Here is a 24,890-nt window from a genome sequence, read left to right as displayed (position 1 = left end):
GCCCCAGACGTTCAGCATCCATACGGTTATAAAAAAGCCTCCCACGCCAGAAGCGGGGAGGCTTTTTTAGTTAGCCGCGTCTGCGGGAACTGCTGCCCGGAGAGGAACTGCGGGTGCGGCTCTGCTGCCGCAGCACGTTTTCAATCCACTCATTCAGGCGGCGTGTGGTTTCTTCCGCATCTTCCCGGTCCGGGTAGAATTCCGGAAAGCGCAGGGCCAGCCAGCGCCAGGCAACCAGTCGCTTATGCCGTTTTTCTGCGCGTTCCAGCTCTTCGCGGCTGGCGCGCTCACTTGGCGGCAGACGCCCTGTGCCGGGCGGCAGAACGCGGCGGCCTGCGGCGTGGTCGGCTGCCCAGCCTACCAGACGGCGGATGCCGTTATCCCGGTCATCCACCGGGCACATGGCGTAGGACCAGCGGGTGGTGAGGTCCAGCCCGTCCACCCCTTCCAGCGCGGAAGCAATGGCAAAGGCCTGCTCCATATCCGCCAGACGGTAATTGGGGTCATCCTTACGCAACACGGCGCGATGAATACGGGAGAGAACGCCATAGAGGCTTTCCGACCCGATTTCCGCCGCAACGGCTTTGACGATATCCGCATCGGGCTGCACGAAGGGGCGCAGATCGTCCGGCATTTCCGGGTCCGCATCCAGCTGGCGACGGATGAAAGACGGGCTGCCCGCGCCACTCAGCACAGACACCACGCCCACTTCATGCTTGCCGTAACGCCCGGCACGGCCCCCAATCTGCTTGACCTCCTGCACCGTAAGATCACGCGTCTGCTTGCCATCAAACTTCTTGAGGGCAGCAAACACCACGCGCTTGATGGACAGGTTGAGGCCCATGCCAATGGCATCGGTCGCAATCAGGATATCAGCAGCGCCAGAGTTAAAGCGCTGTGCTTCAGCCCGACGGACCTCGGGGCTGAGCGCCCCATACACCACAGCGACGCGCCGCCCGTGCTGCATGAGTGCCGCGCGCAGGTCCAGCACCTCGCGCCGGGAGAACGCAATCAGCGCATCACCGGCCTGAAGATCCTGCAAGCGCACGGGCTGAGTGGCCGGCTTCAGCGGGCTTTTGCGCTCCAGAGAAATTTCATCCAGCGGGTCCCCGCACAGTTCGGCAATCCGCCGCACCATGGGGATACAGTCCGGCGCACCCAGCACATACAGGTGGCGGGCCGGTGCCCCCATAATGGCTGCCGTCCAGGCCGCACCACGGTCGGTATCGAAGAGCATCTGCGCTTCATCAATCACCGCAACATCAACCGGATTATAGAACGGGCACATCTCCACCGTGGCCGCCAGATGGCGGCTGCTGGGCACCAGAATGCGTTCTTCCCCGGTTGCGAGGGACGCCTCAACCCCGCGAGACGCCAGCGCCTCCCGGAATTCATGCGCCAGCAGACGGAGGGGCGCGAGCGCCAATCCGCTATCCGCCTGCGCCAGTGCATTCAGCGCCGTGTAGGACTTGCCGCTGTTGGTCGGCCCGGTGACGAGGGTAATGCGCCGGTTCAGCGCCCGGGCGGTGCGGAAATGGGCTGCGTAACGGTCAAGGGCTGCCACGCGGGCAATGACGGAATTGGCCACCTTGCGGCCCATATCCGGGGCCTTGCCCCCTGCCCCGGCAACAGCCGGAGCGCCCCCATTACGCCACTCGCCCAGCTTGCCGCGTAGGGCGATAAGTTCTGCCGGGTCAAACTCCCAGCGTTCCCGATCGCCCGATTCGCGGACCTTTCGGGCCACGGGCAGGCGGTTTTCTGCAATCCAGCGTAGCGCTTCCTTATGGGAGCAGCGCAGCAGGCGCGGTACTTCCTGAAACGGGACCAGACTTTCTTCCCACGTGCGGAGGCGCGATTCTTCCTTCTCGCGCTTTTCCCGCGCTGTGCGCTCAATGGTGCTGGCTGTCTTCTGCCTCTGAGCTTCTTCCCGGCGGGCCGTGTCCAGAAACGGGTCGCCCTCTGGCAGGTCAAACGCCAGCGCAATGGCCATCAGCAGCAGGTCAGTCTGGACCGGGGAGAGCACCCGCCCGGTATCAACCAGATCAGCCTGCACAGTCTCAAAAACCGCCCGCGGGTTAGCCCCGTAAGAGCGCAGCCGCGCGCGGGAGACCGGGGCCAGAGCGCGTTCCAGCACGCGGTCATCCGCTTCCGGTTCTTCTATAGTTCCAACGGCTTCTTCAATTTCATCGCGTGAAACCCAGATGCGGCCGCTGCGCCGCGTGAGGTCCACAAGGCGGGAGACACGCTTCTTGCGCCGGGCCGTGCACAGAATGGCGCGATAGGTGTCATCCTCAATATCCCGCGCGCCCGGCTCCAGAGCGCGGGCGATACGGCGCAGAACGTCCTGCTCTTCCCGTGGTTCGATACTCAGACCAGTGCGGGCTGAAACACGAACAAAGGCCTCACGGGCGGGGGATGCGAAAGTCTCTGATGTCATAGCGTATTCATGCGGCATCCGCGCGGGCGGAACAATGGCTGAAAAAGCAATAAAACCGCACCTGTGCGCTGCCAGAAAGCGTCGCGTGATGAATTTGCACTGGCGTCCTGCTTCCTGGCCCCTTAGAAACGCGCCACGACCAGAAGCACGCCTCCGTGCCGTTCAAGAGTCCGCACCGGGACCACAGGCCGGCTACGGGGCATATCCTCTCGATCTGCTGCAAGCGGAGTATAAGCGGCCCATGTCTGAAACCATGTCTGAAACGTCAACCGGAACATTTTCCGACATTCTGCCGAAAATGACGGCCTCTGAAGTCCCGACAGGCCTCCTGCCGGTAGAAGGTCAGGACGGTGTCTGGCATCTTGCCCCCCCGACCAAGGAATACGGCAACCTGTATCCGGCCAAGGTGCTGACGGTGCATCACTGGACGGACCGTCTGTTCAGCTTCACCACCACGCGTGACCCCGGCCTGCGGTTTGAAAACGGCCAGTTCGCCATGATCGGCATTGAACTGAACGGCAAGCCCCTGCTCCGCGCCTACTCCATTGCCTCCCCCAACTACGCGGATGAGATGGAGTTCCTCTCCATTGCCGTGCCGGAAGGCCCGCTGACCTCCCGCCTGCGCCACGTCAAAGTAGGCGATACGGTTCTGATTGGCCGCAAACCGACCGGCACGCTGCTGCTGGACAACCTGCGCCCGGGCCGGAACCTGTATTTCCTGTCCACCGGCACAGGTCTGGCACCGTTCATGAGCCTGATCAAAGACCCGGACTGCTATGAGCGGTTCGAGCACGTCATTCTCAGCCACACAGTGCGTATTTCCGGTGAGCTGGCCTATGCCAACCACATCCGTCATGAACTGCCGGAACATGAGTTTCTGGGCGAGGACATCTCCGGCAAGCTGCTGTACTACCCGGCTGTGACGCGTGAAGCCTTTGCCGTGACGGACCGCATCACAAAGCTGATCGAATCCGGCAAGATCTTCACGGATCTGAACATCCCGGAACTGGACCCCGAGCATGATCGTGTGATGATCTGCGGGTCACCGGAAATGCTGGCGGATACGGAAGCCCTGCTGCAGGCCCGTGGGTTTGATGAAGGCAATATGTCCAACCCCGGTTCTTACGTAGTGGAAAAGGCCTTCGCTGAACGCTGAGGTTAGTGAACTAAAAAACGGAGCCTGCGCCATGACGCATGAATTTGATCTTCTTGTCATCGGAGCAGGCTCCGGCGGGGTGCGCTGTGCCCGTATTGCCGCAGGGCATGGCGCGCGCGTTGCCGTGGTGGAAAGCCGCCACTGGGGCGGCACCTGCGTCAATCTGGGCTGCGTGCCCAAAAAGCTCATGGTTCAGGCCAGTGAGTATGGTGATCTGGTGGATGACAGCCACGCATTTGGCTGGTCCTCCACCCGTGGCACCCATGACTGGGCCACGCTGATTGCCGCCAAAGATAAAGAAATTACTCGCCTGAACGGCATTTACGTCTCCATGCTGGAGAAAGCAGGCATCACCCTGCTGACGGGCCATGCCCGTTTTGTGGATGCCCATACCGTGCGCGTTGAGGCTTCTCCGCTTGCCCCGCATGAAGCGCCGCGCACCGTAACGGCAAAAAACATCGTTATCGCTACCGGCTCCACCCCTTTGCGCCCGGATATTCCCGGAGCAGAGCTGGCCATTACGTCTGACGAAGCCTTTCATCTGCCCGACCGCCCGCAGCGCGTGGTGATTGTCGGCGGTGGTTATATCGGGCTGGAATTTGCCGGAATTTTTGCAGGCTTAGGTTCTCAGGTGGATCTGGTTTACCGGCAGGCTCTCCCCTTGCGCGGGTTTGATGAGGATATGCGCGCCGCAATGGCTGAGGCCATTACCGTGCGTGGCATCACCCAGCATCCGCGCTGTTCCTCCAGCCGTGTGACCAAAGAGGGCGAGACCTACACCGTCACGCTGGATAACGGGCAAACGCTGGAAGCTGACTGCGTGTTCTTCGCCACCGGCAGAAAACCCAAGATTGAAAAGCTTGGGCTCGACAAAACGAGCATTGCCGTGGGGGATCTCGGGCAGATCAAGGTGGATGCCAACAGCCAGACGACGGAACCGGGCGTGTATGCCATTGGTGACGTGACGGACCGCATCAACCTGACCCCCGTTGCTATTGCCGAGGGCCATAATCTGGCTGACCGCCTGTTCGGCAAAGCACCGCCGCGGGAATGGTCTTTCGACACCACGCCCAAGGCCGTCTTTTTCTCCCCGCCGATGGCCTCGGTTGGCCTGACGGAAACGGAAGCCGCACATCATGGCGTGGTGGATATCTACTTCACGCGCTTCACCCCCATGCGCCACACGCTGAGCGGCCGCAAAGACCGCAAGACGGTCATGAAACTGGTTGTGCAGCAGAGCAGCCAGAAGGTGATGGGCGCACATATTCTGGGTGATGACGCGCCGGAAATGCTGCAAGGCGTGGCGGTCGCTGTGACTGCGGGTCTGACCAAGCAGGATTTTGACCGCACCATCGGCATTCACCCCACCTCCGCCGAGGAACTGGTGACCCTGCGCACCCGCACACGGGAAACACCCGCAGCCTCCGCGTCCTGACCCGACCGCGCTCCGGCGCGGCCCTCGCCCCTCTGCCTCGCCCCGCTTTTCTTTTTCCAGCCGCCAGAACAGGAAAAACGCCATGTCCTCCTCCCCCACACCGTCTGGCCCCACGCCGGGCAGCGTTGCCGCTCACGCCCGCGGATCTTACGATCTGGTTCTAAAAGGGGGCACCGTTGTGCTGCCGGACGCCACCGTGCAGACGGATGTGTATGTGCGGGATGGACTGATTGCCGCCATTGGCGGGCAGGCCGACGCCGCCCGCACCGTGGATTGCACGGGGCTGACCATTCTGCCGGGCGTGATTGATACGCAGGTCCACTTCCGTGAGCCGGGCGCTGAGGCCAATGAGGACCTCGAAACTGGCAGCCGCGCCGCTGTTCTGGGGGGCGTAACCGGCGTGTTTGAAATGCCCAACACGCGCCCGCCGACGTCCACGCCGGACGCCGTGGCTTACAAGCTTTCCCGCGCAAAGCACCGCATGTGGTGTGACCACGCCTTTTACGTGGGTGCCACCGTGGACAATGCCGACCAGTGCGGTGAGCTGGAAAAGCTGCCGGGCACGGCAGGCATCAAGGTGTTCATGGGGTCTTCCACCGGCAATCTGCTGATTTCCGAGGATGACATGCTGGAACGCGTCCTGCGGTCCGGCATGCGCCGTGTGGCCATTCATGCGGAAGACGAAACCCGCCTGAAAGAACGCATGGACTACCGCGTGGAAGGTGACCCCGCATCCCACCCCGTCTGGCGTGATGATGAGACCGCCCTGCGGGCCACCACCCGAGCCCTGCATCTGGCCCGCAAGACCGGGCGGCGCGTGCATATCCTGCACATCACCACCCCGGCGGAACTGGAACTGATTTCCGCACATCGGGACATTGCCTCCTGCGAACTGACGCCGCAGCATCTGACACTCGCCGGGGAAGAAGCCTATCCCCGTCTGGGCACACTGGCGCAGATGAACCCGCCCATCCGCTCCGGCGCGCATCGGGATGGCCTGTGGCACTGGGTCAGTCAGGGCATGCCGGACATTATCGGCTCTGACCACGCGCCGCATGCGCTCTCTGCCAAGGAAAAACCCTACCCGGCCTCTCCCTCCGGCATGCCGGGCGTGCAGACCCTGCTGCCGCTGATGCTGGACCATGTGGCCAATAACCGCCTGACCCTGCGTCGCCTTGTGGACATGACCTCCGCCGGGCCGCAGCGCCTGTTCGGGCTGGTGCGCAAAGGGCGCATTGCCGTGGGGTATGATGCCGATTTCTCCATCGTGGACCTCAAGTCCCGCTGGACCATGGAGCAGAGCTGGATGGCTTCCCGCTGTGGCTGGTCTCCCTTTGCGGGCCAGACCGTCACGGGCCGCCCGGTGGGCACCATCATCCGGGGTAATCAGGTGATGTGGGAAGGCACGCTGGCGGACAAGGCGCTTGGCGAACCCCTCCGTTTTGATGCAACCGACAGACCGCAGGCTGCCCGCTGAAACATGACGACGACGCCTTCCAACAGCCTGAAAATTGGTCTTGATTTCGGCACCACCAACAGTGTGGTGGTGCTGGCCCACCCGGACGGACGGACTGAGACCGCCCGGTTTACCTTCCCCCACCACGACGCATCCGACACCTGCCGCACCCTGCTGTGCTTCTGGCATGATGAAGAACACGGCCGCCTGAAGCTGCATGAAGCCATCGGCGCGGGTGCGGTTGATGCCTATCTGGAAGATCCTGCGGAAAGCCGCATGATTATGTCCATGAAGTCCTACCTTGCGCAGAAATCCTTCCGCGAGACACAGATTTTCAGCCGCCGCATGACGCTGGAAATGCTGATTGCGCGCTTCCTGACGCATCTGATGGAAGCCGTGAAAATTGACCCGGCTTCCGTGCAGGTCACGGTCGGTCGGCCTGTGCATTTTGCCGGAGACCGCGCGGATGATGCACTGGGCGAACAGCGCCTGCGCGAGAGCTTTACCGCAGCAGGCTTCGGCCCGATTGGTATTGCGTGGGAGCCGGAAGCCGCAGGCTGGCGCTTTGCCCAGCGGCTGGAAAAACCCACCACCATTCTGGTGGGCGATTTTGGCGGCGGCACCAGTGACTTCTCCGTCCTGCGGTTTGACCCGGCAACCGGCCGCGCCACGCCGCTGGGGCATGCAGGCGTGGGCATTGCGGGAGATCAGTTTGATTTCCGCATTATCAACACCGTTATCGCGCCCCTGCTCGGGCGGGACAGCACCTATCGGATTATGGGCGGTCAGCCTTTGCCTGTGCCGATTGAGTGGTACGCAAGCCTTGGCCACTGGCACCGTCTGGCACTGATGCGTACCCCGCAGACCCTGCGCGATATTGAAGACGTCACCCGCACCGCCGCCGAGCCGGAAAAACTCCGTGCTCTGCTTGATCTGGTGAATGATCAGCAGGGGCAGGCCCTCTACCGTGCCGTGGGAGCTGCCAAAAGCGCACTCTCCTCGGCAGACAGCACGGTGCTGAAATTCCAGCACAAACGGCTGAAGGTGGAACGCACCATCACCCGGCAGGAGTTTGAAGAATGGATTGCCCCGGATCTCGCCCGGTTTGGCGGCGCAGTGGACAAGGCGCTTGAAAACGCCAACCTTGCGGCGTCGGATATTGACCGCGTCTTTCTGACCGGTGGCACATCCTTTGTACCTGCGGTGCGCAATCTGTTTATCAATCGTTTTGGAAAAGACCGCGTGGATGCCGGAGGCGAGTTCGTCTCCGTGGCGGAAGGGCTGGCCCTGATGTCAGGCCGCGCAGCCTGAGACCACCCCGTTCATCCAAAGCCGGAAAAACGCAGAGTGTTTGAAGAAGGGCGCAGGAGGATATCTCCCGCGCCCTTTCTGTTTTACGGAAATGCAGACCGTTTAAAAACATGCAGGTCCACGAGGGCTCGCAGGGGTGCGAAGGCTTTATCGGAAAAGTTTTCCGTATAGACCTTGGAGCCATCCGGCGCTTCCACAAACACCGTGTCATTCCAGTCAGCGGCACTAATGCCTGTCCATAGCGTAAGAGCCAGCACATCTTTACCGCTGGCGTCTTTCAGCATCAGGCGCGAATCGCCGGAAGACGGCGGCGTGCGGCCCAGTGGACCCCAGCCGCTTTTATGCTCGCTCAGCCAGTCATTCACGGATTTCACTTCTTCCGCGCTCAGCATCCGCTTGTGCCGCATCGGGCCGACCTCAATCTCGCCACTGGCGACCTGAGGGAAGACCACCGGCTTGAAATTGGGCAGCGCCACCATCCAGATCAACGATGCCGTGCCAATGGTCAGCACCAGAAACCCGATAAGAAACGCGGTTTCCTTCCTCATTCCCCTAACTCTCCTTAACCGCGCACTGCCGCAATCACGCGGGCGACGTCATCATCAGTCAGTTCCGGGTGAATGGGGAGTGCCAGAATACGCTGTGCCAGATCTTCCGACACCGGCAACGCTGTGCCGTCATGGTGGTCCCGATACGCCGGCTGCTTGTGCAGCGGCAGCGGATAATAAATGGCGGAGGGCACGCCCCGCTCTTTCAGGCGCGCCTGAAGCGGTGCGCGCTCTGCCGGGTCTTTCAGCAGGACAGCATAAATGGCCCACGCGCTCTTGCTGTTCGGCACGCGCACAGGCACCTGCACCACCTCTGCAAGGCCCGCATCATAAGCCTGCGCAATCGCGTCACGCCGGTCCAGCTCTTCCCTGAACCCATCCAGCTTGGCCAGCAGCACGGCAGCCTGCAACGTGTCCAGACGCCCGTTCATGCCGGTACGCAGCACTTCATATCGCGTGCCGCCTTCACCGTGGGTGCGGAGGGAGCGATACAGGGCGGCGCGTTCCGGGTCATCCGTCAGAATAGCCCCGCCATCCCCGTAGCCGCCCAGCGGTTTGGAGGGGAAGAAAGACAGCGTGGTAGCAGTTGCTTCCCGCCCCAGCGGTTTGCCGTCCAGATCCGCACCGAAGGACTGCGCACAGTCCGCCAGCAGGAACAGACCTTCCTCTTCCGCAATCTTGCGCAGTTCAGGCCAGGGCGCGGGCTGGCCGAACAGATCGACCCCCACAATGGCGCGGGCCGTCAGCTTGCCAGCGTCCTTCACGGCACGAATACGGGCGCGCAGATGGTCCGGGTCAATCTGGAAAGTATTGGGGTCCACATCCACAAAAACCGGGGTTGCCCCCAGCACCAGCGGCACTTCCGCCGTCGCGGTATAAGTAAAGGCAGGAAGGAACACGGCATCCCCCCGGCCAATCCCTTCAGCCATCATGACAATCTGCAACGCATCCGTGCCGGAGGAGACGCCCACGCATTCCTTCGCACCGCACCAGTCAGCCAGACGCTGTTCCAGCTCGGCCACTTCCGGCCCCATCACAAAGCGGCAATGGTCGAGCACCGCATCCACACGGGCGCGCAGGGCCGGGCCCAGACGCTTCTGCTGTGCAGGAAGATCAAGAAACGCAATCGGTTTATCTGCTGTCTTATCGGTCATGATGCCACCTGTTTCCTGCTGCCGTCCGGCCCATTGTCCGGGCCGCTGGTCTGTATCGCCCCGGAGCGTGCTGCGGCCTCTGCGGCACCCGGCGGTGCAACGGACCGCACTTCTCCTGTGGGGTTATGATCGAATTCCGGCACCAGCAATGACAGAATGCGCAGGGCTGCCTTCACCTCCCCTTTGCGCGCATAGTCTGCAATCTGGTCCACCGCCTGCGTCACGTCCGTCAGGTCCACCACGCGAGGGGTGGCCATCAGCAGGCCCGGCGCATCTGTGGGCACCGGAGCCTCGCGTCCGTGAAACAGTTCTTCATAGAGTTTTTCACCCGGACGCAGACCGGTAAAGCGGATGCCAACATCCTCTTCCGGCCGTAATCCGGCAAGGCGGATCATCTGGCGGGCGAGATCCACAATTTTCACCGGCTCGCCCATATCCAGCACAAAAATCCCGCCGTCCCGCAGCAGGGCATCCGTGCCTGAGCCATCCACGCCGCAGGTGCCGCGCACACTGGCCTGCAGGACCAGTCCAACCGCTTCCGGCACGGTCATGAAATAGCGACGCATTTCCGGGTGGGTGACCGTCAGCGGGCCGCCGCGCTCAAGCTGCCGCCGGAACAGCGGCACAACCGAGCCGGTGGAACCCAGTACATTGCCAAACCGTACGGTAATGCAGCGCATGGCGTTTGGATTCCCAGAGGTGCGCGCCTTGATATCCAGTGCCTGACAGTACATCTCTGCTGCGCGTTTGGCGGCCCCCATCAGGCTGGAGGGGTTCACGGCCTTGTCGGTCGAGATCACCACCATGGCCCGCGCGCCGTTGCGGGCTGCCGCGTCGGCTACCACGCGGGTGCCGTGCACGTTGGTCAGCAGGCCTTCCGCCGGGTTGGCTTCCACAATCGGCACGTGTTTGAGGGCGGCTGCATGGAACACCAGTTCCGGCCGGAACCGCGCCATCACCTCTTCAAGACGGGATTCATCCCGCACGTCCGCCACCACAACCTCGCGCGGGACGTGGGGTGCCCATTCCGCCAGTTCAGTTTCAATCTGCCAGAGTTCAAACTCGCCGTGGTCCAGCAGGATCAGCCGGTCCGGTTCCAGCATGGCAATCTGCCGCACCAGTTCGGACCCGATGCTGCCACCAGCGCCCGTCACCAGAACAGTTTTGTGGCCGACAAGCCGTTCCATCCCTGCCCGGTCAAGCGGCACCTGCGGGCGGTTGAGCAGATCTTCAATCGGCACGGGCCGCAGTTCCACCCGTTCGGCCGGGGTCAGGTCCGTCAGAGCCGGGGTGCGCAGCACGGAAATGCCATGCGCGGCCCCTGCATCCAGCACTTTTGTAAGCGCGGCCCCACGGAAGGAAGGGTTCGTCACCACCAGCGACTCGGGGAGTGTCCCGGCTTTTTCCAGCCGGTCCAATATCGTCTCAGTCTCATCCACATGGCCAAGGATCGGCACATTATGCAGCCTGCGGCCCGCCTGATGCGTGCCGAGTGCGATCATCCCGACGACACGGATACCCGCTGCCGGGTTCCGCTCCAGAGCGCGCAGATACAGGTCTGCTTCCGTATCCACCCCAACCAGCACCACGCACCGCTGGTCTGCCTTACGAGCGGCCAGACGGTGCCCCAGACGATAGCCAATGCGCAGCCCCCCCAGCATGATGAGCAGGACCAACGCGTAGATAATGGGGAAGGTCGGGCTGGGCAGCCGGAAGCCGGCCCACACCAGCCCTACAGAAAAGAGGACGGCACTGGCCACCGAAGCACCGGCAATCCCCAGCAGGTCCGACACACCGGAAAAACGCCAGTATTGCTGCGGCATTCTGAATGGCAGGCCGCTGATCACCAGCGTAATCGCCCCGCTGGCCAGAAACCATAAAGGGTGCAAAAGCCCGTCCTGCGGCGCGGCCAGCCACCGGGCAAACGGCGCAGCCAGAGCCGCCAGCATCCCGTCCAGCAGGATGTTGACCAGGATTCTGTTGAGCGGGCGCAGCCGGGGGCTACGGTGCAGAGACTCAGAGCGTTGCAGTGCCATTACCTTGCACCTATAGCCTAGCACCTGCCATCCTAGAAGCAGCACAACCAGACGAGACCATGTCCACCGTCCCTTCTCCTTTTTTTCTGGCGGTTTTCTGCCTGTTCAGCGCAGTTTTTTTCACCAGCGTTCTGGTGAGGATGATGATCCGCGTGGCCGTTCTGGACCATCCGGGCCACAGAAGCGCGCATGAAGCCCCGACCCCCAAAGGCGGCGGCGTAGGCGTAATGGCCACATTTTTTGTGCTGTTTCCCATTGTGCAAATGATAACAGGCCAGCCGATCCTGAGCGCGCCGGTGTTGCTGACGGCCCTCGCCACGGCGCTGCTGGCGGGCGTGTCCTGGCTGGATGACCTGTATCAGTGGCCGCCTTCCATCAAATTTGCCGCCCAGTGTCTGGCCGCAGTTCTGGTGGTTGCTGGCGGGACCAGTCTGCCTCTGCCGGCTGCATGGGGTGGACCGGTGGCCGGCGCGATACTCTCCGTACTCTGGCTGGTCTTCATCACCAATGCCATCAACTTCATGGATGGTCTGAACGGGCTGATTTCCGGCTCTCTGGCCGTGGGCTGTGGCATTCTCGCGCTGATCGGCCCCGCTTTTGGCGTGGCTGACCTGTTCTGGCCTGCGCTGCTGCTGTGCGCCTGCCTGTGCGGCTTCCTGCCCTTCAATTACCCAAAGGCCCGTATTTTTCTGGGGGATGTGGGGAGCCAGAGCTGCGGACTTCTGGCCGGAGCGGCGGCCCTCCACGTGGCCCACGCAACGCCCCTGCCTTCCGGATGGGTGCTCGGGCCGTGCCTGCTGTTTCCACTGATTTATGATGTGCTGTTCACGCTGGTCCGCCGCAAACTGGCCGGACATTCTCTGGTGCAGGCGCATCGGGGGCACCTGTATCAGGTGCTGCATCGCAGCGGCATGAACCCTGCGCTGATCACGCTGGCAGTATGGGGATTTGTGGTCTGGGGAGCCGGGGTGGCCTTCTGGGTTGCCCCTATGGCCTTCCTCCCCGGCCTCGCCAGTGCGCTGGGGCTGCTTCTGGCGCCCCAGTTGCTCTGGACAGCTCTTGCTGTCCTGCAAACGCGCCGCCACCCGGTCGGCCCCTGGTAAGCGGCTCATTTCTCAGGCGTCTGGCTTTTATTTTTCCAGCTTCAGGGTCAGACCTTCAGCAGAACTGGCCAGACGCGCGCCTTTGGTCGCTGTCTCGATCTTGATGCGGACGCCGTTCTTGTTTTCCAGAACCAGTCCGCCCAGACCGCTGCCCAGTGTTGCTTCCCCGTGGGCTGCGCCGTAGGTGCCATCAAAATCCTGCACGCGATGCAGGTTGTAAACGGTACCGTTGCCTTCGATTTTGGAAAAACCAACCGCAGCAATCGTCCCGCCCGTCACGGAGAATTTGTAGGTATGGCCACCATAAGTCAGCCTGCCATCACCCCATGTGTAGCCCACTCCAACATCGGCGGATTTCGCACTGAGGGTGATTTTTCCGGTGGGAGACCCCATCGCATCAGCAGCATGAGCCGCAGGCATCATGCTGATGGGAGAAAACGCCAGTGCCGCCACAGCGGCAACAGAAGCAAACCGCATTGGAACGTTCCTTATCTCTTTGTTTCTCTTCCCCTATCCCCCTGCGGCAGAAAGCCGGAGGCGTTTGGGAAGCGCTGAGAAAAAACGCCCGATACAGATAAAAGTTTCTCAGTACGGGCCTGTCCGTCGTTTCTGCAAAAAAGAATCGACGGACAGGACCGTAAGGTCGTCAGGCAGCAGCGACGCGGCGCAGCGTGGCGCGACGCACAGGCTTGTCTTCCTGACGGCCCTTTTTAGCTTCTTCATCGGCGGCTTCACCCATGATGGAGCGGATTTCCTTCAGGTACGCAGCACCTTTGGGCGTGCGCTGCACCAGAACGGAACGACGATCCAGCGGGTCAACCTTGCGGCGGGCCAGATCCAGCTCACCCAGACGGTCCAGCGCACGCGTAATGGCGGGCTTGGAGACGTTCAGGCTGGAGGCCAGACCACGCACGGTGTGACCAGACTCATCAAGGTAGCAGGTCAGGAAGACCGCAAGCTGTCTTGCGGAAAGATCGGGGCCTTCGCCACGCACCAGCGAGACGATGGTATCACGAAGAGTTTTAACCAGCTCTTCGGCTTTGGCGGCAGTCTGTGCCATCAGATTCTAGTCCTTTCCAAAAGTCCAATCCCCGCCTGTAAGGGCAGATTTCGGCTTTTTCATTTTTACTTCCGGCATACTTGGTGAGGCCTATATAGGAGCCGGTGTACATGTTTAAAACCTGTACTCTAAAAATAGTTCCAGGAATGTGACATTTCTTTACGACATCGCGCCGGGTTTTGTCTCAAAAATTTTACACACCGCATCGAAAAGTGCGCGAATCCCCGGAGAATCCCCGCCTTCAGGCCGTCCGGGTCTGCCGCTATCATTCCATGCATAGCTATCGATATGCGCCCACCGCTGGCCTGCATTTACAAAACGCTCAAGAAACAGTCCCGCTGTTACTGCCCCGGCCATAGGTCTGGAGGAAATATTGTTAAGGTCTGCCACTGGGCTTTTCAGCCATCCGGCGTAACCCTGCCATAAAGGCAGCCGCCAGAGCGGGTCAGCCTGACGCTGTCCGGCGGCCAGAATGGACTGCGCGACACCGTCATCATTACTGAAAAGAGCCGGCAGATCCGGCCCCAGCGCAACACGGGCCGCGCCGGTCAAAGTCGCGATGTCCATCAGCAGATCCGGGGTGTGCTCACCGGCCTCGCTCAGCAGGTCACACAGCACCAGCCGGCCTTCTGCATCCGTGTTGCCAATTTCCACCGTCAGGCCAGCGCGGCTCTTCACCACATCCAGCGGGCGCATGGCATGACCGGAGACGCTGTTTTCCACACAGCCCAGCCGCACTTCCAACCGCACCGGCAGGTCCTGCGTCATGATCAACCGGGCCAGCGCCAGCACGCTCGCGGCCCCGCCCATGTCCTTTTTCATCCGCAGCATGCCGGAGGACGGCTTGAGGTCATAGCCGCCGGAATCAAAGCAAACGCCCTTCCCGACCAGAGACAGCAGCGGCGCGGATTTTCCGGCCTTGCTCCCCTTCCAGCGGGCAAGCGCCACACGCGGCCCACGGTCGGACCCGTTGCCCACATGCGCCAGCAGCGGGTAGGCCTTGTCCAGCGCTGCCCCCTTGATGATCTCGACATCCGCGCCAAACGGCGTCAGTGCCTCGCGCGCAGCCTTCGCCAGTTCAGACGGGCCAAGGAGATTGGCAGGCGTGTTGATCAGATCCCGCGCCAGCCAGACAGAACGCGCCGTCTCTACGGCCATCCCTTTCTGCTCGGCAGCCGTCACCACCAGACGCGGCCCCTCATGCTTTGCGGCCTTCCCGGAAGATTTCAGAGAAAACTGATAAGCTCCCAGACAGAAGCCCAGAATCACATCATCACGCGCGATATCGGCGGGCATTTTCACCTGCCAGTCTCCGGCAGGCAGCTCCTGTGCCAGCGCGCCAAAAAGATACGGGTCGCGCTGCCCTTTTTCCGGCACGCCAAACAGCCCCATCGGTGCGCCGCTGGCCTCCGGCACCAGCACCAGCTGGCCCGGCTTACCGGTAAAGCCACAGGCCTGCGCAAATGCGGCCCCTTCAGCCCCCAGCAGAGCAGCGAGAGCCTTCGGGTCAGCTCCCCGCACGCCCTGCACGGTGCGGATGGCTTTCTCTCCTGCCTTGCGACGGCTACGGGATACGACGAGACAGTCTGGTTCACGAACGGACATGGACAGTTCCTCCTTACTCAAACCTGCGCCGGGAGCCCCCCTGGCGCAATGCCCCCGCAGAAGGGAACGGGTTGCTTTTGAACGCATACCAGCGGACCATGGCAGGATGATGGATACCCCAAGCCGCCAGGCCAGCCGCCTGAGGCCCCCCGCCAGTACTGAGGATGCTCCGGTTCGCGCTGTACTGGGGCCGACCAACACCGGCAAGACCCATCTGGCGCTGGAGCGGATGCTCGCGCACACCTCGGGCATCATGGGCTTTCCGCTCCGCCTGCTGGCGCGGGAAAATTATGAACGCATGGTGCGGCTGAAAGGCGTGCGCGCCGTGGGGCTGATTACGGGGGAGGAAAAAATCATCCCCTCAGGGGCCCGCTGGTTTTCCTGCACGGTGGAAGCCATGCCGATGGACCGGCCTGTGGACTTTATCGCCGTGGATGAAATCCAGCTCTGTGCAGACCCGGAACGCGGCCATGTCTTTACGGACCGGCTGCTGAATGCTCGCGGGCAGGCCGAAACGCTGTTTCTGGGTGCCGAAACCATTGCACCTCTGCTCCGCACACTCATCAGAAGTATTGAGATTGAGGCCCGACCGCGGCTGTCAGAGCTGAGCTATACCGGCTTTACCCGCCTCTCCCGCCTGCCGCCCCGCTCTGCCATTGTCGCTTTCTCCGCGGGAGATGTGTACGCCATTGCCGAGGCCATCCGGCGCAGGCGAGGTGGCTGCGCCGTGGTCATGGGCCAGCTCTCCCCCCGTACGCGCAATGCGCAGGTGGAACTCTACCAGAAGCGAGAAGTGGATTACCTTGTGGCCACAGATGCCATTGGCATGGGGCTGAACATGGATATCCAGCATGTCGCCTTTGCCGGGCTGTTCAAGTTTGATGGCTCCCGCCGCCGGATGCTCGCGGCCCCGGAAGTGGCTCAGATTGCTGGCCGGGCCGGACGCGGCGCGCAGGATGGCACCTTTGGGACGACTGGAGACTGCCCACCACTGCCGGAAAACATTGCCGAGGCCGTAGAAAATCATCAGTTCGAGGCACTTCACCATCTCTATTGGCGCAACAGCGCTCTGGATTATTCGTCCCCACGCGCCCTGTATGCCAGCCTATGCCAAAAGCCGCCTTACCCCGGCCTGCGCGCGGCTGAACCGGCGTCAGACATCATCGTGCTCAGCGCGTTGATGCGTGACACAACCATCCAGAGCCTGACCAAAGAACCGGGCCGGACTCGTCTGCTGTGGGAAGTTTGTCAGATCCCCGATTTCCGCAAGCTGGGGGAAGACAGTCATATCCGCCAGTGCGCGCAGATTTTCACCGTTCTGGTCAAGGAAGGCCATTTGCCCTCAAGCTGGCTGGAACCCCGGCTGGCCAATCTGGAGCGCACAGAGGGCGATATTGACGCCCTGATGCAACGGCTGATGGGTATCCGCATCTGGGCCTATGTCTCCACGCGCTCGGACTGGGTGGAAAACCCGCAGCTCTGGCGCAGCCGCACCCGGACAATTGAAGACACTCTCTCCGACCTTCTGCACGAACGTCTGGCGGCCCGCTTTGTGGACAAACGCGCCACCAGTCTGGCCCGCAGGCTGGAGGAAGCTGACAGTAAGCCCCTTCTTTCCGCCATTACCCGCACAGGGGAAGTGAGCGTGGAAGGCCATGCCGTTGGCCATATGCACGGCTTTGCTTTTATTCCCGATCAGGAAGCGGCCCGGTCCGATCAGCCCTTGCTGATGCGCGCCGCCCGCCGCGCGGCCCGCAGCGAGATCCCCCGCCGTGTGACGCAATTCCTGCAAACACCGGATGAAAGCCTGACGCTGGACCCGGCCACAGGCACCTTGCTCTGGCTGGGCGATGCCATTGGGCATCTGCAAAAAGGCGAGGAACTGTTGCGGCCTGCCGTGCATGTGACCACAGCAGAATTTCTGGAGCCGTCCCATCGGGAACGCATCCGCATGAGGCTTGCCACCTTTGTGACGGCTACCCTGCACAACACCCTCGCCCCCCTTTTCCGGGCAGCCCATGCTGTAGCGGATAAACCAGGCCTGCGCGGGCTGGTACATGGGCTGACAGAGCAGGGCGGCGTCTTGACGCTCTCGGCGCATAGTCTGACGAACAAAAAAGACAGTCATTTTCTGCACAAGCTGGGCCTGCGTGTGGGGAACGGACTCCTGTTTTCCCCGCAGCTTCTCCGCCCGCGCCCCATGACGCTCCGGGCCTTGCTGGTGCAATTGCATACAGGCCAGCCCGTGCCGCCACTCCCCAAACCGGGTGCTGTCTCCCGCCGTCTGCCGCCAGAAACCAAACTCTCTGCACAGGATCGTGCCGTGCTGCTGCAAATTGGCTGGCAATGCGCGGCTGACTTCCTGATCCGGCTTGATATTGCTCAGGAGACCCACAAAACCCTGTCCGAACTTGCAGCACGCTCGGGCGGCTGCCCGCTTCAGCCCGGTATGGCATCCCGTCTGGGTGTACCTGCGGCAGACCTGCCGGGAGTGCTGACGGATCTGGGATTAAGAGTGCAGAAAGCGTCCGTTCTGAGCAAAAAACAATTCGGGCCAGCCACGCCCGTCCTGCTTTTACCCCCACGGCTCCCAGCCCCTGAGCGCAAAGGCCGCAACAATGGTTCACGAGCACGCCGGCAGATCATGCAGGACAATACAGGCCCGTTTGCAGCCCTCGCGGTGTTGCAAAAACGTCGTTAAGGGCAGCTCTGCTCAGAAAGAAACAGTAATACCTAATAGAAGCGGGTTGCCACGGGGCAAAAAGCCCCTCATATCTTCGCCATCCTTGGTGGCATGGCCCGGAATGACCATGCCATTTGTCCCGGGACCGGACCCGCTCCGATCCCCCAGAAATCTTCGGAGATGGCAATGACCTACGTGGTCACTGAAAACTGCATCCGCTGCAAATTCATGGACTGTGTGGAAGTCTGCCCTGTTGACTGCTTCTACGCCGGTGAAAACTTCCTGGTGATCAACCCGGATGAATGCATTGACTGCGGCGTGTGTGAGCCTGAATGCCCCGCAGAAGCGATTTTCCCGGACAGTGATGATCGCGCGACAGCATGGGCAGAACTCAACGCATCCTATTCCACCAAATGGCCGAACATCACCCGCAAGGGCACACCCCCGGCTGATGCGGAAGAATGGAAAGACAAGCCCGACAAAGCTGGCCTGCTCTCTCCGGAGCCGCATAAAGGCTGAAGCCCCTCCCTTTTGGGTGCTTTAAAAACGGCGCGTTGACCCCCAACCGGGTGGTCCGCGCCGTTTTTTATGAGCCCGTCTCTGGGAAAGCCATCTCCTGAAAATCAGGCACAAAAAAAGCCCCGGAATTGCTTCCGGGGCTTTTTTCTTACCAAACACAAGACCCTGCCGGTACGAGACCGGCAGAGCTGTCTCTTATTAGCGGGACATCATGTGCAGGGCGGTGTTGTTCATGATGAACATGGTGCCGATGAGCAGAATCACGACGAAACCAACAGTGAAGAAGAAACACATGTTGTTCCAACGCTGTTCCGACCCATTACCCATATGCAGGAAGTAATGCAGGTGCACCAGCACCTGAATGAAGGCGAGAACCGCAAGACCCGTCAGCGTACCTGAAGGAGACAGGCTATGGCTCATAACGAGGCCAAAGGACGCTGCCGTCAGGATAACCGCAAGAACGAACCCGATAATGTATGACGATACACTACCGTGGCTTTCACCCGAAGGGGATGTGTGAAGATCGCTCATCAGATCATGCTCGCCAGATAGACATAGGTGAAGACGCAGATCCAGACGATATCCAGGAAGTGCCAGAACAGGCTCAGGCAGGTGAGCTTATTCATCATACGTTCCGGGATCTCAGTCGTGCCCATCAGCTGAACGATGAGGGTCACGAGCCAGATCAGACCACACGTTACGTGCAGACCATGCGTGGACACCAGTGTGAAGAAGGAAGACAGGAACGCGCTGCGGTCCGGCCCATTACCTTCATGGATCATGTGTGCAAATTCATTCAGTTCCAGGCCAACAAAGCCCAGACCCAGAAGGAACGTTACACCCAGCCACATGATGACTTTGCTGACCTCATTCTTATGGGCGGCAATCATGCCGAACCCATAAGTGATGGAAGAGATCAGCAGCAGGGCTGTTTCCTGCGCCAGTCCGCTATACTCGAACAGGTCACGGCCGCTCGGGCCGCCGTTAACCTGGTTATGCAGGACTGCAAACACGGCAAAAAGTGAGCCGAAGATAATGCAGTCGGTCATCAGATAGACCCAGAACCCGAACACCACCGGGGACTCGTGATGGTGTTCGTCGTGGCCTGCGGTCTGAACAGTTGTGTCGTGCGCCATTACTCAGCTGCCTGTGCCATGAGTTTACGGGAATGCTCGTTCTCGATCCGGGCAACTTCTTCAGCAGGGATGTAGTAATCGATATCCTTGTTGGCGCTACGGGCAATAATCGTCCCGATCACACCGATCAGGCCGATGGCTGCCAGCCACCAGATATACCATACTGCAGCAAAGCCGAAGACGAGGCTGAACACACCGATAAGGAACCCGGCAGCCGTGTTTTTCGGCATATGGATCGGAGCATACGGCCCACCAGCACAACGCGTATCAATGCCGTTTTCCTTGTCGTGCATGAACGCATCGAGTTCATGAACGTGCGGGACAATAGCAAAGTTGTACGGCGGCGGCGGAGAAGACGTGGACCATTCCAGAGCGCGACCATTCCACGGATCACCCGTGACATCACGGTTAGCGGGCAGGTTGCGGTCACGAATTGTCACGTAAAGCTGGGTCAGCTGACACACGATCCCGAACAGGATCAGCACAGCACCGACTTCAGCAATCAGCAGCCAGATGTGCCATTCCGGATTGTCGTAGTGGTTCATACGACGGGTCATGCCGTCGAAGCCCAGCACATACAGCGGAACGAACGCAAAGTAGAAGCCGACGAACCAGAACCAGAAAGCACGGATGCCCCAGGTTTCGTTCATCTTGAAGCCCATGACCTTCGGGAACCAGAAGTTCATGCCACAGATGTAACCGAAATACACACCACCGATAATCACGTTATGGAAGTGAGCAATCAGGAACAGGGAGTTATGCAGAACGAAGTCAGCACCCGGAATGGCCATCATCACACCGGTCATACCACCGATGGTGAAGGTCACCATGAAGCCCACGGCCCAGTACATGCAAGCATGGAACTGAACGCGACCCTTATACATGGTGAACATCCAGTTAAAGAGTTTCACACCAGTCGGGATCGAGATGATCATGGTTGCAATGCCGAAGAAGGCATTCACATCCGGACCAGCACCCATCGTGAAGAAGTGGTGAACCCACACGATGAAGGACAGAACCATGATGGAGCAGGTTGCGTAAACCATGGTGCCGTAGCCGAACAGCGGCTTGCCGGAGAAAGCAGGAACAACTTCAGAGAACACGCCAAAGGCGGGGATAACAAGAATGTAAACTTCAGGATGACCCCAGGACCAGATCAGGCTGAGATACAGCATCTGGTTACCGCCACCATCATTGGTGAAGAAGTGCATACCGAAGTAACGGTCCAGACCCAGCAGTGCGACAGCAACGGTCAGCACGGGGAAGGAGACCATGATCAGGATAGAGGAGCAGAAAGCCGTCCAGGTGAAGACAGGCATCTTCATCCAGGTCATGCCCGGAGCGCGCATCTTCACGATCGTCACGAAGAAGTTCACGCCGGTCAGCAGGGTGCCGACACCGGAGAGCTGAATGGCCCAGATATAGTAATCCACACCAACGCCAGGGCTGAACTGAGACTCAGACAGCGGAGGATAAGCCAGCCAGCCACACTGTGAGAATTCACCGATGAACAGGGAGACGTTCACCAGGATGAATGCAATGGCGGTCATCCAGAAGCTGAGGTTGTTCAGGAACGGGAAGGCAACGTCGCGGGCACCGATCTGAAGCGGCACAACGAAGTTGAACAGCCCGGTCATGAAAGCCATGGCCAGGAAGAAGATCATGATCGTTCCGTGAGCGGAGAAGATCTGATCGTAGTGATGCGGCGGCAGGTAGCCGGGGTTGCCAGCATAGGCCATGGCCAGCTGGGTACGCATCATGATGGCGTCCGCAAAACCGCGGAACAGAGCAACCAGCGCCAGCACAATATACATGACAGCCAGACGCTTATGGTCAACGGAAGTCAGCCACTCTTTCCAGAGGTAGCCCCACTTGCCGTAATAGGTAATCAGCCCCAGAACCGCGAGACCGATAATGGCAACGCCCAAGAACGTGCCTACCAGGATCGGCACATCCAGCGGGATGGCCGAGAACGATAGTCTCCCTAGCATAGATCCTATTCCTTCATATTCATGTCGGACATCGCGGACTGCACCTGAATCATCTTGCCAGTGCTTTTGTCCATGACCATGCCGTTGTTGTATTTGGCAACGATCGTGTTGAACATTCCGGGTTCAACATGCGCGAAATATTCGACAGGATTGGCTTCGCTCGGCGCAGCCAGCTTCGGATAGGTCTGACCATCCAGCTGCTCGGAGGAAGACTTTACTTTATCAACCCATGCATTGAATTCATCACCACTGACAGCCAGCGTGCGGAATTTCATGTCAGAAAAGCCACGGCCACTGTAGTTGGCGGATTCACCCAGGTAATCACCCGGCTCGTTAGCCAGAAGGTGAAGCTGAGTCTGCATACCGGCCATTGCGTAAATCATGGAACCAAGACGCGGGATGAAGAAAGAGTTCATCACGGAATCAGAGGTGATTACGAAATCGACGGGGGTGTTAACCGGAATAGCCAGCTGGTTGACAGTCGCAATACCCTGTTCCGGGTAGATAAACAGCCATTTCCAGTCCAGAGCCACAACTTCAACGTGAAGCGGCTTGGTGGTTGCTTCGGCTTCCAGCGGTTTGTACGGGTCAAGAGAATGACACGTCTGGTAGGTGATCACAGCAAGAAAGAGAATGATCAGGGAGGGCACGCCCCAGATGATCAGCTCGATCTTGTTAGAATGAGACCACTTGGGAAGATATTCTGCACTGGTATTGGACTGGCGGTAATGCCAGGCAAAATACACAGACAGAATGATGGTCGGAATGACCACAATCAGCATTGCGATTGTAGAGGTGGCGATCAGTGATTTCACCCCATCGCCAACCGGGCCTTTCGGATCCAAGACATCCATCTCACACCCGGCAAGCAGCAACGCTGACGATAGGCCGCCCAATCGCGCCATTCTCGCCAGTAACTTGTTTTTCATCGCACGCCTCTTGGTTCTGACATCTACTTAGCCTCACAAAGACTCTTCGCTCCTGCTGCCATAGAAGCCCGACAACAGCAAGAAACCGCGCTCCGGCTTCCCTTGGGTGCCAAAATGCCGGCAACCCTGCACAGACTGGCCATCTCCTCCGCAAAAGAGATGAAAAGCCTGAGCCGGAACGACAGTTCAACAGGCTCCTCGGGCAGCGAAAACGCCTTGCGCCCTACTTTATTCCTAAAGCGCAGATTCTCAATGTCCGAAAAGTTCCATCAGCCTTTCGTCACAGTCGATCTATTCCCTAAAGAACATTTCGTTCCTGTGTTATTTCGCCAAATTTCGAGGGTAGCAAGACTTCACAATTTGTTACGAAATATTTCATACCAAAAATGTCCTGATTTTTTTTCTGTTCTGAATCAGTGCCTTATAGCACAAGACCTCAAATCACAGATATGTGAGCCATCTCATCGCGCTCTATATAAGTCTTATTTTGAACGCATTCTGAATGGGCAGACGCCCTTTCCGTCACTGCATAGCTGGTCACACAAAAAAGCCCGACCTGTGCAGGCCGGGCTTTCCAGATTTATTCAGACTCCCCGAATTAAGGAGTCTGCACCTCTTATTCCAACCTTAGTCGTTGGAGTTCCGCACGCCCATGAACTGGAGCAGGAACTGGAAGAGGTTGATGAAATTCAGATACAGGCTCAGCGCATCATAGACGCTGCGTTTGGCCGCTTCATCCGGACCTTCATACGCTGCGAATTGCGGGTAGGTGACGCGGATACGCTGGGCGTCAAACGCACTGAACGCCGTGAAGATGAACACCCCGATAATGCTGTAGACAAAATACACTGCCGAGCTTTTCAGGAAGATATTCACCAGACCGGCAATCACCAGTCCGAACAGCCCCATCATCAGGAAAGAGCTGAACTTCAGCAGATTAGCTTTGGTCGTGTAGCCCCACAGGGACGTTGCTGCGAAGGTGCAGGCCGTCACCAGAAAGACGCGCACAACGGAAACGCCGGTATAGACCAGGAAAATGCTGGCCATGCTGGCACCCATCGTCGCACAGAACGCCCAGAAGAGACCCTGCGCCCCCTGTCGGGACAGACGGTTCACACCAAAAGACATCACCAGCACAAAGCCCAGCGGTGCAATCATGGCCAGATCACCCAGCAGTGTGGGGCGCAAGGCCAGACCGCCTGCCATGGGGGTCAGATGGAAAAACAGGTTCCGCAAGCCAGTAAAGGCTACGGCGTAGGCCACGATGCCTGTCAGCAGCAGGCCTGAGGCCATCCAGTTATAAACGCGCAGCATGTAGGCGCGCAGACCTGCATCCAGTGCGCCGGTCTGGGCATTTAAGCCCGCAGCTGCTGTAGGTGAACGGTAGTCGTGACTGAACGACATCTTTTCCTCTCCTTGTCCGGACAAGCCGGCGTTGCTTTATACTTGTGGCTGCCCTGCCCCTGCGTCAAGGGTTGGTGGTTCCATTCATGCCCAGCCTGAGAGTGATGAAGGTCTGACGATGTACCTTATAATTGGCGCGACACTCCCCGCAGAACTCCGGACAACCCTGCTTGGGCTTCAGGCTCATTTTCCAGACAAAAGCTGGGAGCCGGAGTCTTTCCTCTTTTTGCCGTTCTGCGCGGTGGGAGACATCACCGACCCCACACTTCTGGAAGAAATTGATCACGCTTTGCGGAACGTTTGCCCGCGTACGCCGCTTTCCTTCACGACAGATGGATTTGAACTCTCTCTGCGCAAGGACCGAATCACGCTCGGAATAAAAGTGCAGCCCTCACAGCTTGATCACCTTTCCGTGAAAATCCGGGCGGCCATGCTCCGGGCCGGGGTGCATAAGCCAAAACTTTATACCCCTCTGACCATTCCTCTGGCGACTGTTACGGACGTCCCTCCCCTTAACGTCAGTCAGTGGATTCAGATGCATCACCCACAGACATTTTCCACACAGGTCATTTCCGAAATTACCCTTTTCAGCTCTTGGAAAAACGAGGAAACACCCCTCATTATTCCGGAGGAGGAATATCATTTCAGCGGGATTATCTAAGTCATTTTCTCACGTGTTATAACATAAACAATTACAGTTCGTGATCACGCAGCTACAAGCCGGCGCGCCGCTTCTACGCTGCTGTAACGGCTAGATAATCTCCAGGAACATGGAGGCAGCTATTCATCTGGCGTGATTGACAGAAACAGGGCCTCTTGGCTGATTGTGAGAAACCGGCCTGCCGGCTTTTTTTCTTCTTTCCTCACCTTAATATCAGTCGAGGACGCTAACGCATGACCCGCCCCGCCTCCGCCAAGAGACGTTCG

General features: G+C 59.7%; 20 protein-coding genes. 8 read left to right on the top strand and 12 right to left on the bottom strand.

Annotated features, from left to right (window positions below):
- Positions 1-70: 70 nt before the first annotated feature.
- Complete coding sequence (locus HK23_RS07320; RefSeq protein ID WP_086653472.1) at positions 71-2,437, bottom strand: helicase-related protein; 2,367 nt, start codon at positions 2,435-2,437, stop codon at positions 71-73.
- Between the two features lie 241 nt (positions 2,438-2,678).
- Between HK23_RS07320 and HK23_RS07315 the strand changes: the two genes are divergently transcribed.
- The 4 genes from HK23_RS07315 (at position 2,679) to HK23_RS07300 (ending at position 7,795) form a co-directional block, all read left to right on the top strand.
- Complete coding sequence (locus HK23_RS07315; protein WP_373270316.1) at positions 2,679-3,593, top strand: ferredoxin--NADP reductase; 915 nt, start codon at positions 2,679-2,681, stop codon at positions 3,591-3,593.
- Positions 3,594-3,624: 31 nt separating this feature from the next.
- A complete protein-coding gene (gene gorA, locus HK23_RS07310; protein ID WP_086653471.1) occupies positions 3,625-5,028 on the top strand; it encodes a glutathione-disulfide reductase in 1,404 nt (467 codons plus the stop codon).
- Positions 5,029-5,110: 82 nt separating this feature from the next.
- On the top strand, positions 5,111-6,505 hold the full coding sequence (locus HK23_RS07305) for a dihydroorotase (RefSeq protein ID WP_086653470.1): 1,395 nt from the start codon (positions 5,111-5,113) through the stop codon (positions 6,503-6,505).
- Positions 6,506-6,508: 3 nt separating this feature from the next.
- On the top strand, positions 6,509-7,795 hold the full coding sequence (locus tag HK23_RS07300) for an Hsp70 family protein (protein WP_086653469.1): 1,287 nt from the start codon (positions 6,509-6,511) through the stop codon (positions 7,793-7,795).
- A gap of 83 nt (positions 7,796-7,878) precedes the next feature.
- On the opposite strand, the gene HK23_RS07295 is transcribed toward HK23_RS07300, so the two are convergent.
- Genes HK23_RS07295 through HK23_RS07285 form a run of 3 tightly spaced genes read right to left on the bottom strand, consistent with a single transcriptional unit; the run spans position 7,879 to position 11,533 of the window.
- Entirely contained in the window at positions 7,879-8,343 is a 465-nt protein-coding gene (locus tag HK23_RS07295) for a hypothetical protein (protein WP_061500519.1), read from the bottom strand.
- Between the two features lie 14 nt (positions 8,344-8,357).
- The gene (locus tag HK23_RS07290; protein ID WP_063906832.1) at positions 8,358-9,497 is read right to left on the bottom strand and encodes a DegT/DnrJ/EryC1/StrS family aminotransferase; all 1,140 of its coding nucleotides are present in this window, start codon (positions 9,495-9,497) and stop codon (positions 8,358-8,360) included.
- Positions 9,494-11,533 (bottom strand): polysaccharide biosynthesis protein, encoded by a 2,040-nt coding sequence (locus HK23_RS07285; protein WP_063906833.1) that lies wholly within the window; start codon positions 11,531-11,533, stop codon positions 9,494-9,496. The genes HK23_RS07290 and HK23_RS07285 overlap by 4 nt, the downstream gene beginning before the upstream one ends.
- Between HK23_RS07285 and HK23_RS07280 the strand changes: the two genes are divergently transcribed.
- Positions 11,527-12,636, top strand: a complete 1,110-nt coding sequence (locus HK23_RS07280; protein WP_086653468.1) for a glycosyltransferase family 4 protein — start codon at positions 11,527-11,529, stop codon at positions 12,634-12,636. The genes HK23_RS07285 and HK23_RS07280 overlap by 7 nt on opposite strands.
- Before the next feature lie 27 nt (positions 12,637-12,663).
- Here HK23_RS07280 and HK23_RS07275 read toward each other — a convergent pair whose 3' ends face one another.
- The 3 genes from HK23_RS07275 to HK23_RS07265 form a co-directional block, all read right to left on the bottom strand.
- Positions 12,664-13,113, bottom strand: coding sequence for a hypothetical protein (locus tag HK23_RS07275; RefSeq protein ID WP_063909110.1), 450 nt, complete (start codon positions 13,111-13,113; stop codon positions 12,664-12,666).
- A gap of 169 nt (positions 13,114-13,282) precedes the next feature.
- Positions 13,283-13,696 (bottom strand): MarR family transcriptional regulator, encoded by a 414-nt coding sequence (locus tag HK23_RS07270; RefSeq protein WP_086653467.1) that lies wholly within the window; start codon positions 13,694-13,696, stop codon positions 13,283-13,285.
- A 159-nt stretch (positions 13,697-13,855) separates the two neighbouring features.
- Complete coding sequence (locus HK23_RS07265) at positions 13,856-15,301, bottom strand: leucyl aminopeptidase family protein (RefSeq protein WP_086653466.1); 1,446 nt, start codon at positions 15,299-15,301, stop codon at positions 13,856-13,858.
- A gap of 106 nt (positions 15,302-15,407) precedes the next feature.
- Here HK23_RS07265 and HK23_RS07260 point away from each other — a divergent pair, with 106 nt between their 5' ends.
- Positions 15,408-18,002 carry a helicase-related protein gene (locus tag HK23_RS07260; protein ID WP_086653465.1) on the top strand — a complete coding sequence of 865 codons (2,595 nt, stop codon included), beginning with the start codon at positions 15,408-15,410 and terminating at the stop codon, positions 18,000-18,002.
- A gap of 168 nt (positions 18,003-18,170) precedes the next feature.
- On the top strand, positions 18,171-18,503 hold the full coding sequence (gene fdxA / locus HK23_RS07255) for a ferredoxin FdxA (protein WP_025826541.1): 333 nt from the start codon (positions 18,171-18,173) through the stop codon (positions 18,501-18,503).
- Positions 18,504-18,701: 198 nt separating this feature from the next.
- Here the strand turns inward: fdxA and cyoD are convergent, their stop codons facing one another.
- From cyoD to HK23_RS07230, 5 genes are all read right to left on the bottom strand, one after another.
- Positions 18,702-19,034, bottom strand: a complete 333-nt coding sequence (gene cyoD / locus HK23_RS07250) for a cytochrome o ubiquinol oxidase subunit IV (RefSeq protein WP_061491281.1) — start codon at positions 19,032-19,034, stop codon at positions 18,702-18,704.
- Positions 19,034-19,639, bottom strand: coding sequence for a cytochrome o ubiquinol oxidase subunit III (gene cyoC / locus HK23_RS07245; RefSeq protein WP_063906836.1), 606 nt, complete (start codon positions 19,637-19,639; stop codon positions 19,034-19,036). Before cyoC ends, cyoD begins: the two co-directional genes overlap by 1 nt.
- A complete protein-coding gene (cyoB, locus tag HK23_RS07240) occupies positions 19,639-21,630 on the bottom strand; it encodes a cytochrome o ubiquinol oxidase subunit I (protein ID WP_086653464.1) in 1,992 nt (663 codons plus the stop codon). The genes cyoC and cyoB overlap by 1 nt, the downstream gene beginning before the upstream one ends.
- 5 nt (positions 21,631-21,635) lie before the next feature.
- Entirely contained in the window at positions 21,636-22,559 is a 924-nt protein-coding gene (gene cyoA / locus HK23_RS07235) for a ubiquinol oxidase subunit II (protein WP_063906838.1), read from the bottom strand.
- A gap of 627 nt (positions 22,560-23,186) precedes the next feature.
- Entirely contained in the window at positions 23,187-23,963 is a 777-nt protein-coding gene (locus HK23_RS07230; protein ID WP_063906839.1) for a Bax inhibitor-1/YccA family protein, read from the bottom strand.
- Positions 23,964-24,081: 118 nt separating this feature from the next.
- On the opposite strand from HK23_RS07230, the gene HK23_RS07225 reads away from it, so the two are divergent.
- Positions 24,082-24,624, top strand: coding sequence for a 2'-5' RNA ligase family protein (locus HK23_RS07225; protein ID WP_086653463.1), 543 nt, complete (start codon positions 24,082-24,084; stop codon positions 24,622-24,624).
- The last annotated feature ends 266 nt before the right edge of the window (positions 24,625-24,890 follow it).

This window comes from Acetobacter malorum (assembly GCF_002153605.1).
In the GTDB taxonomy this organism is placed as follows: domain Bacteria; phylum Pseudomonadota; class Alphaproteobacteria; order Acetobacterales; family Acetobacteraceae; genus Acetobacter; species Acetobacter malorum_A.
Note: the sequence above shows the minus strand (reverse complement) of the source record. Positions and strands in the feature narration are given on the sequence as shown.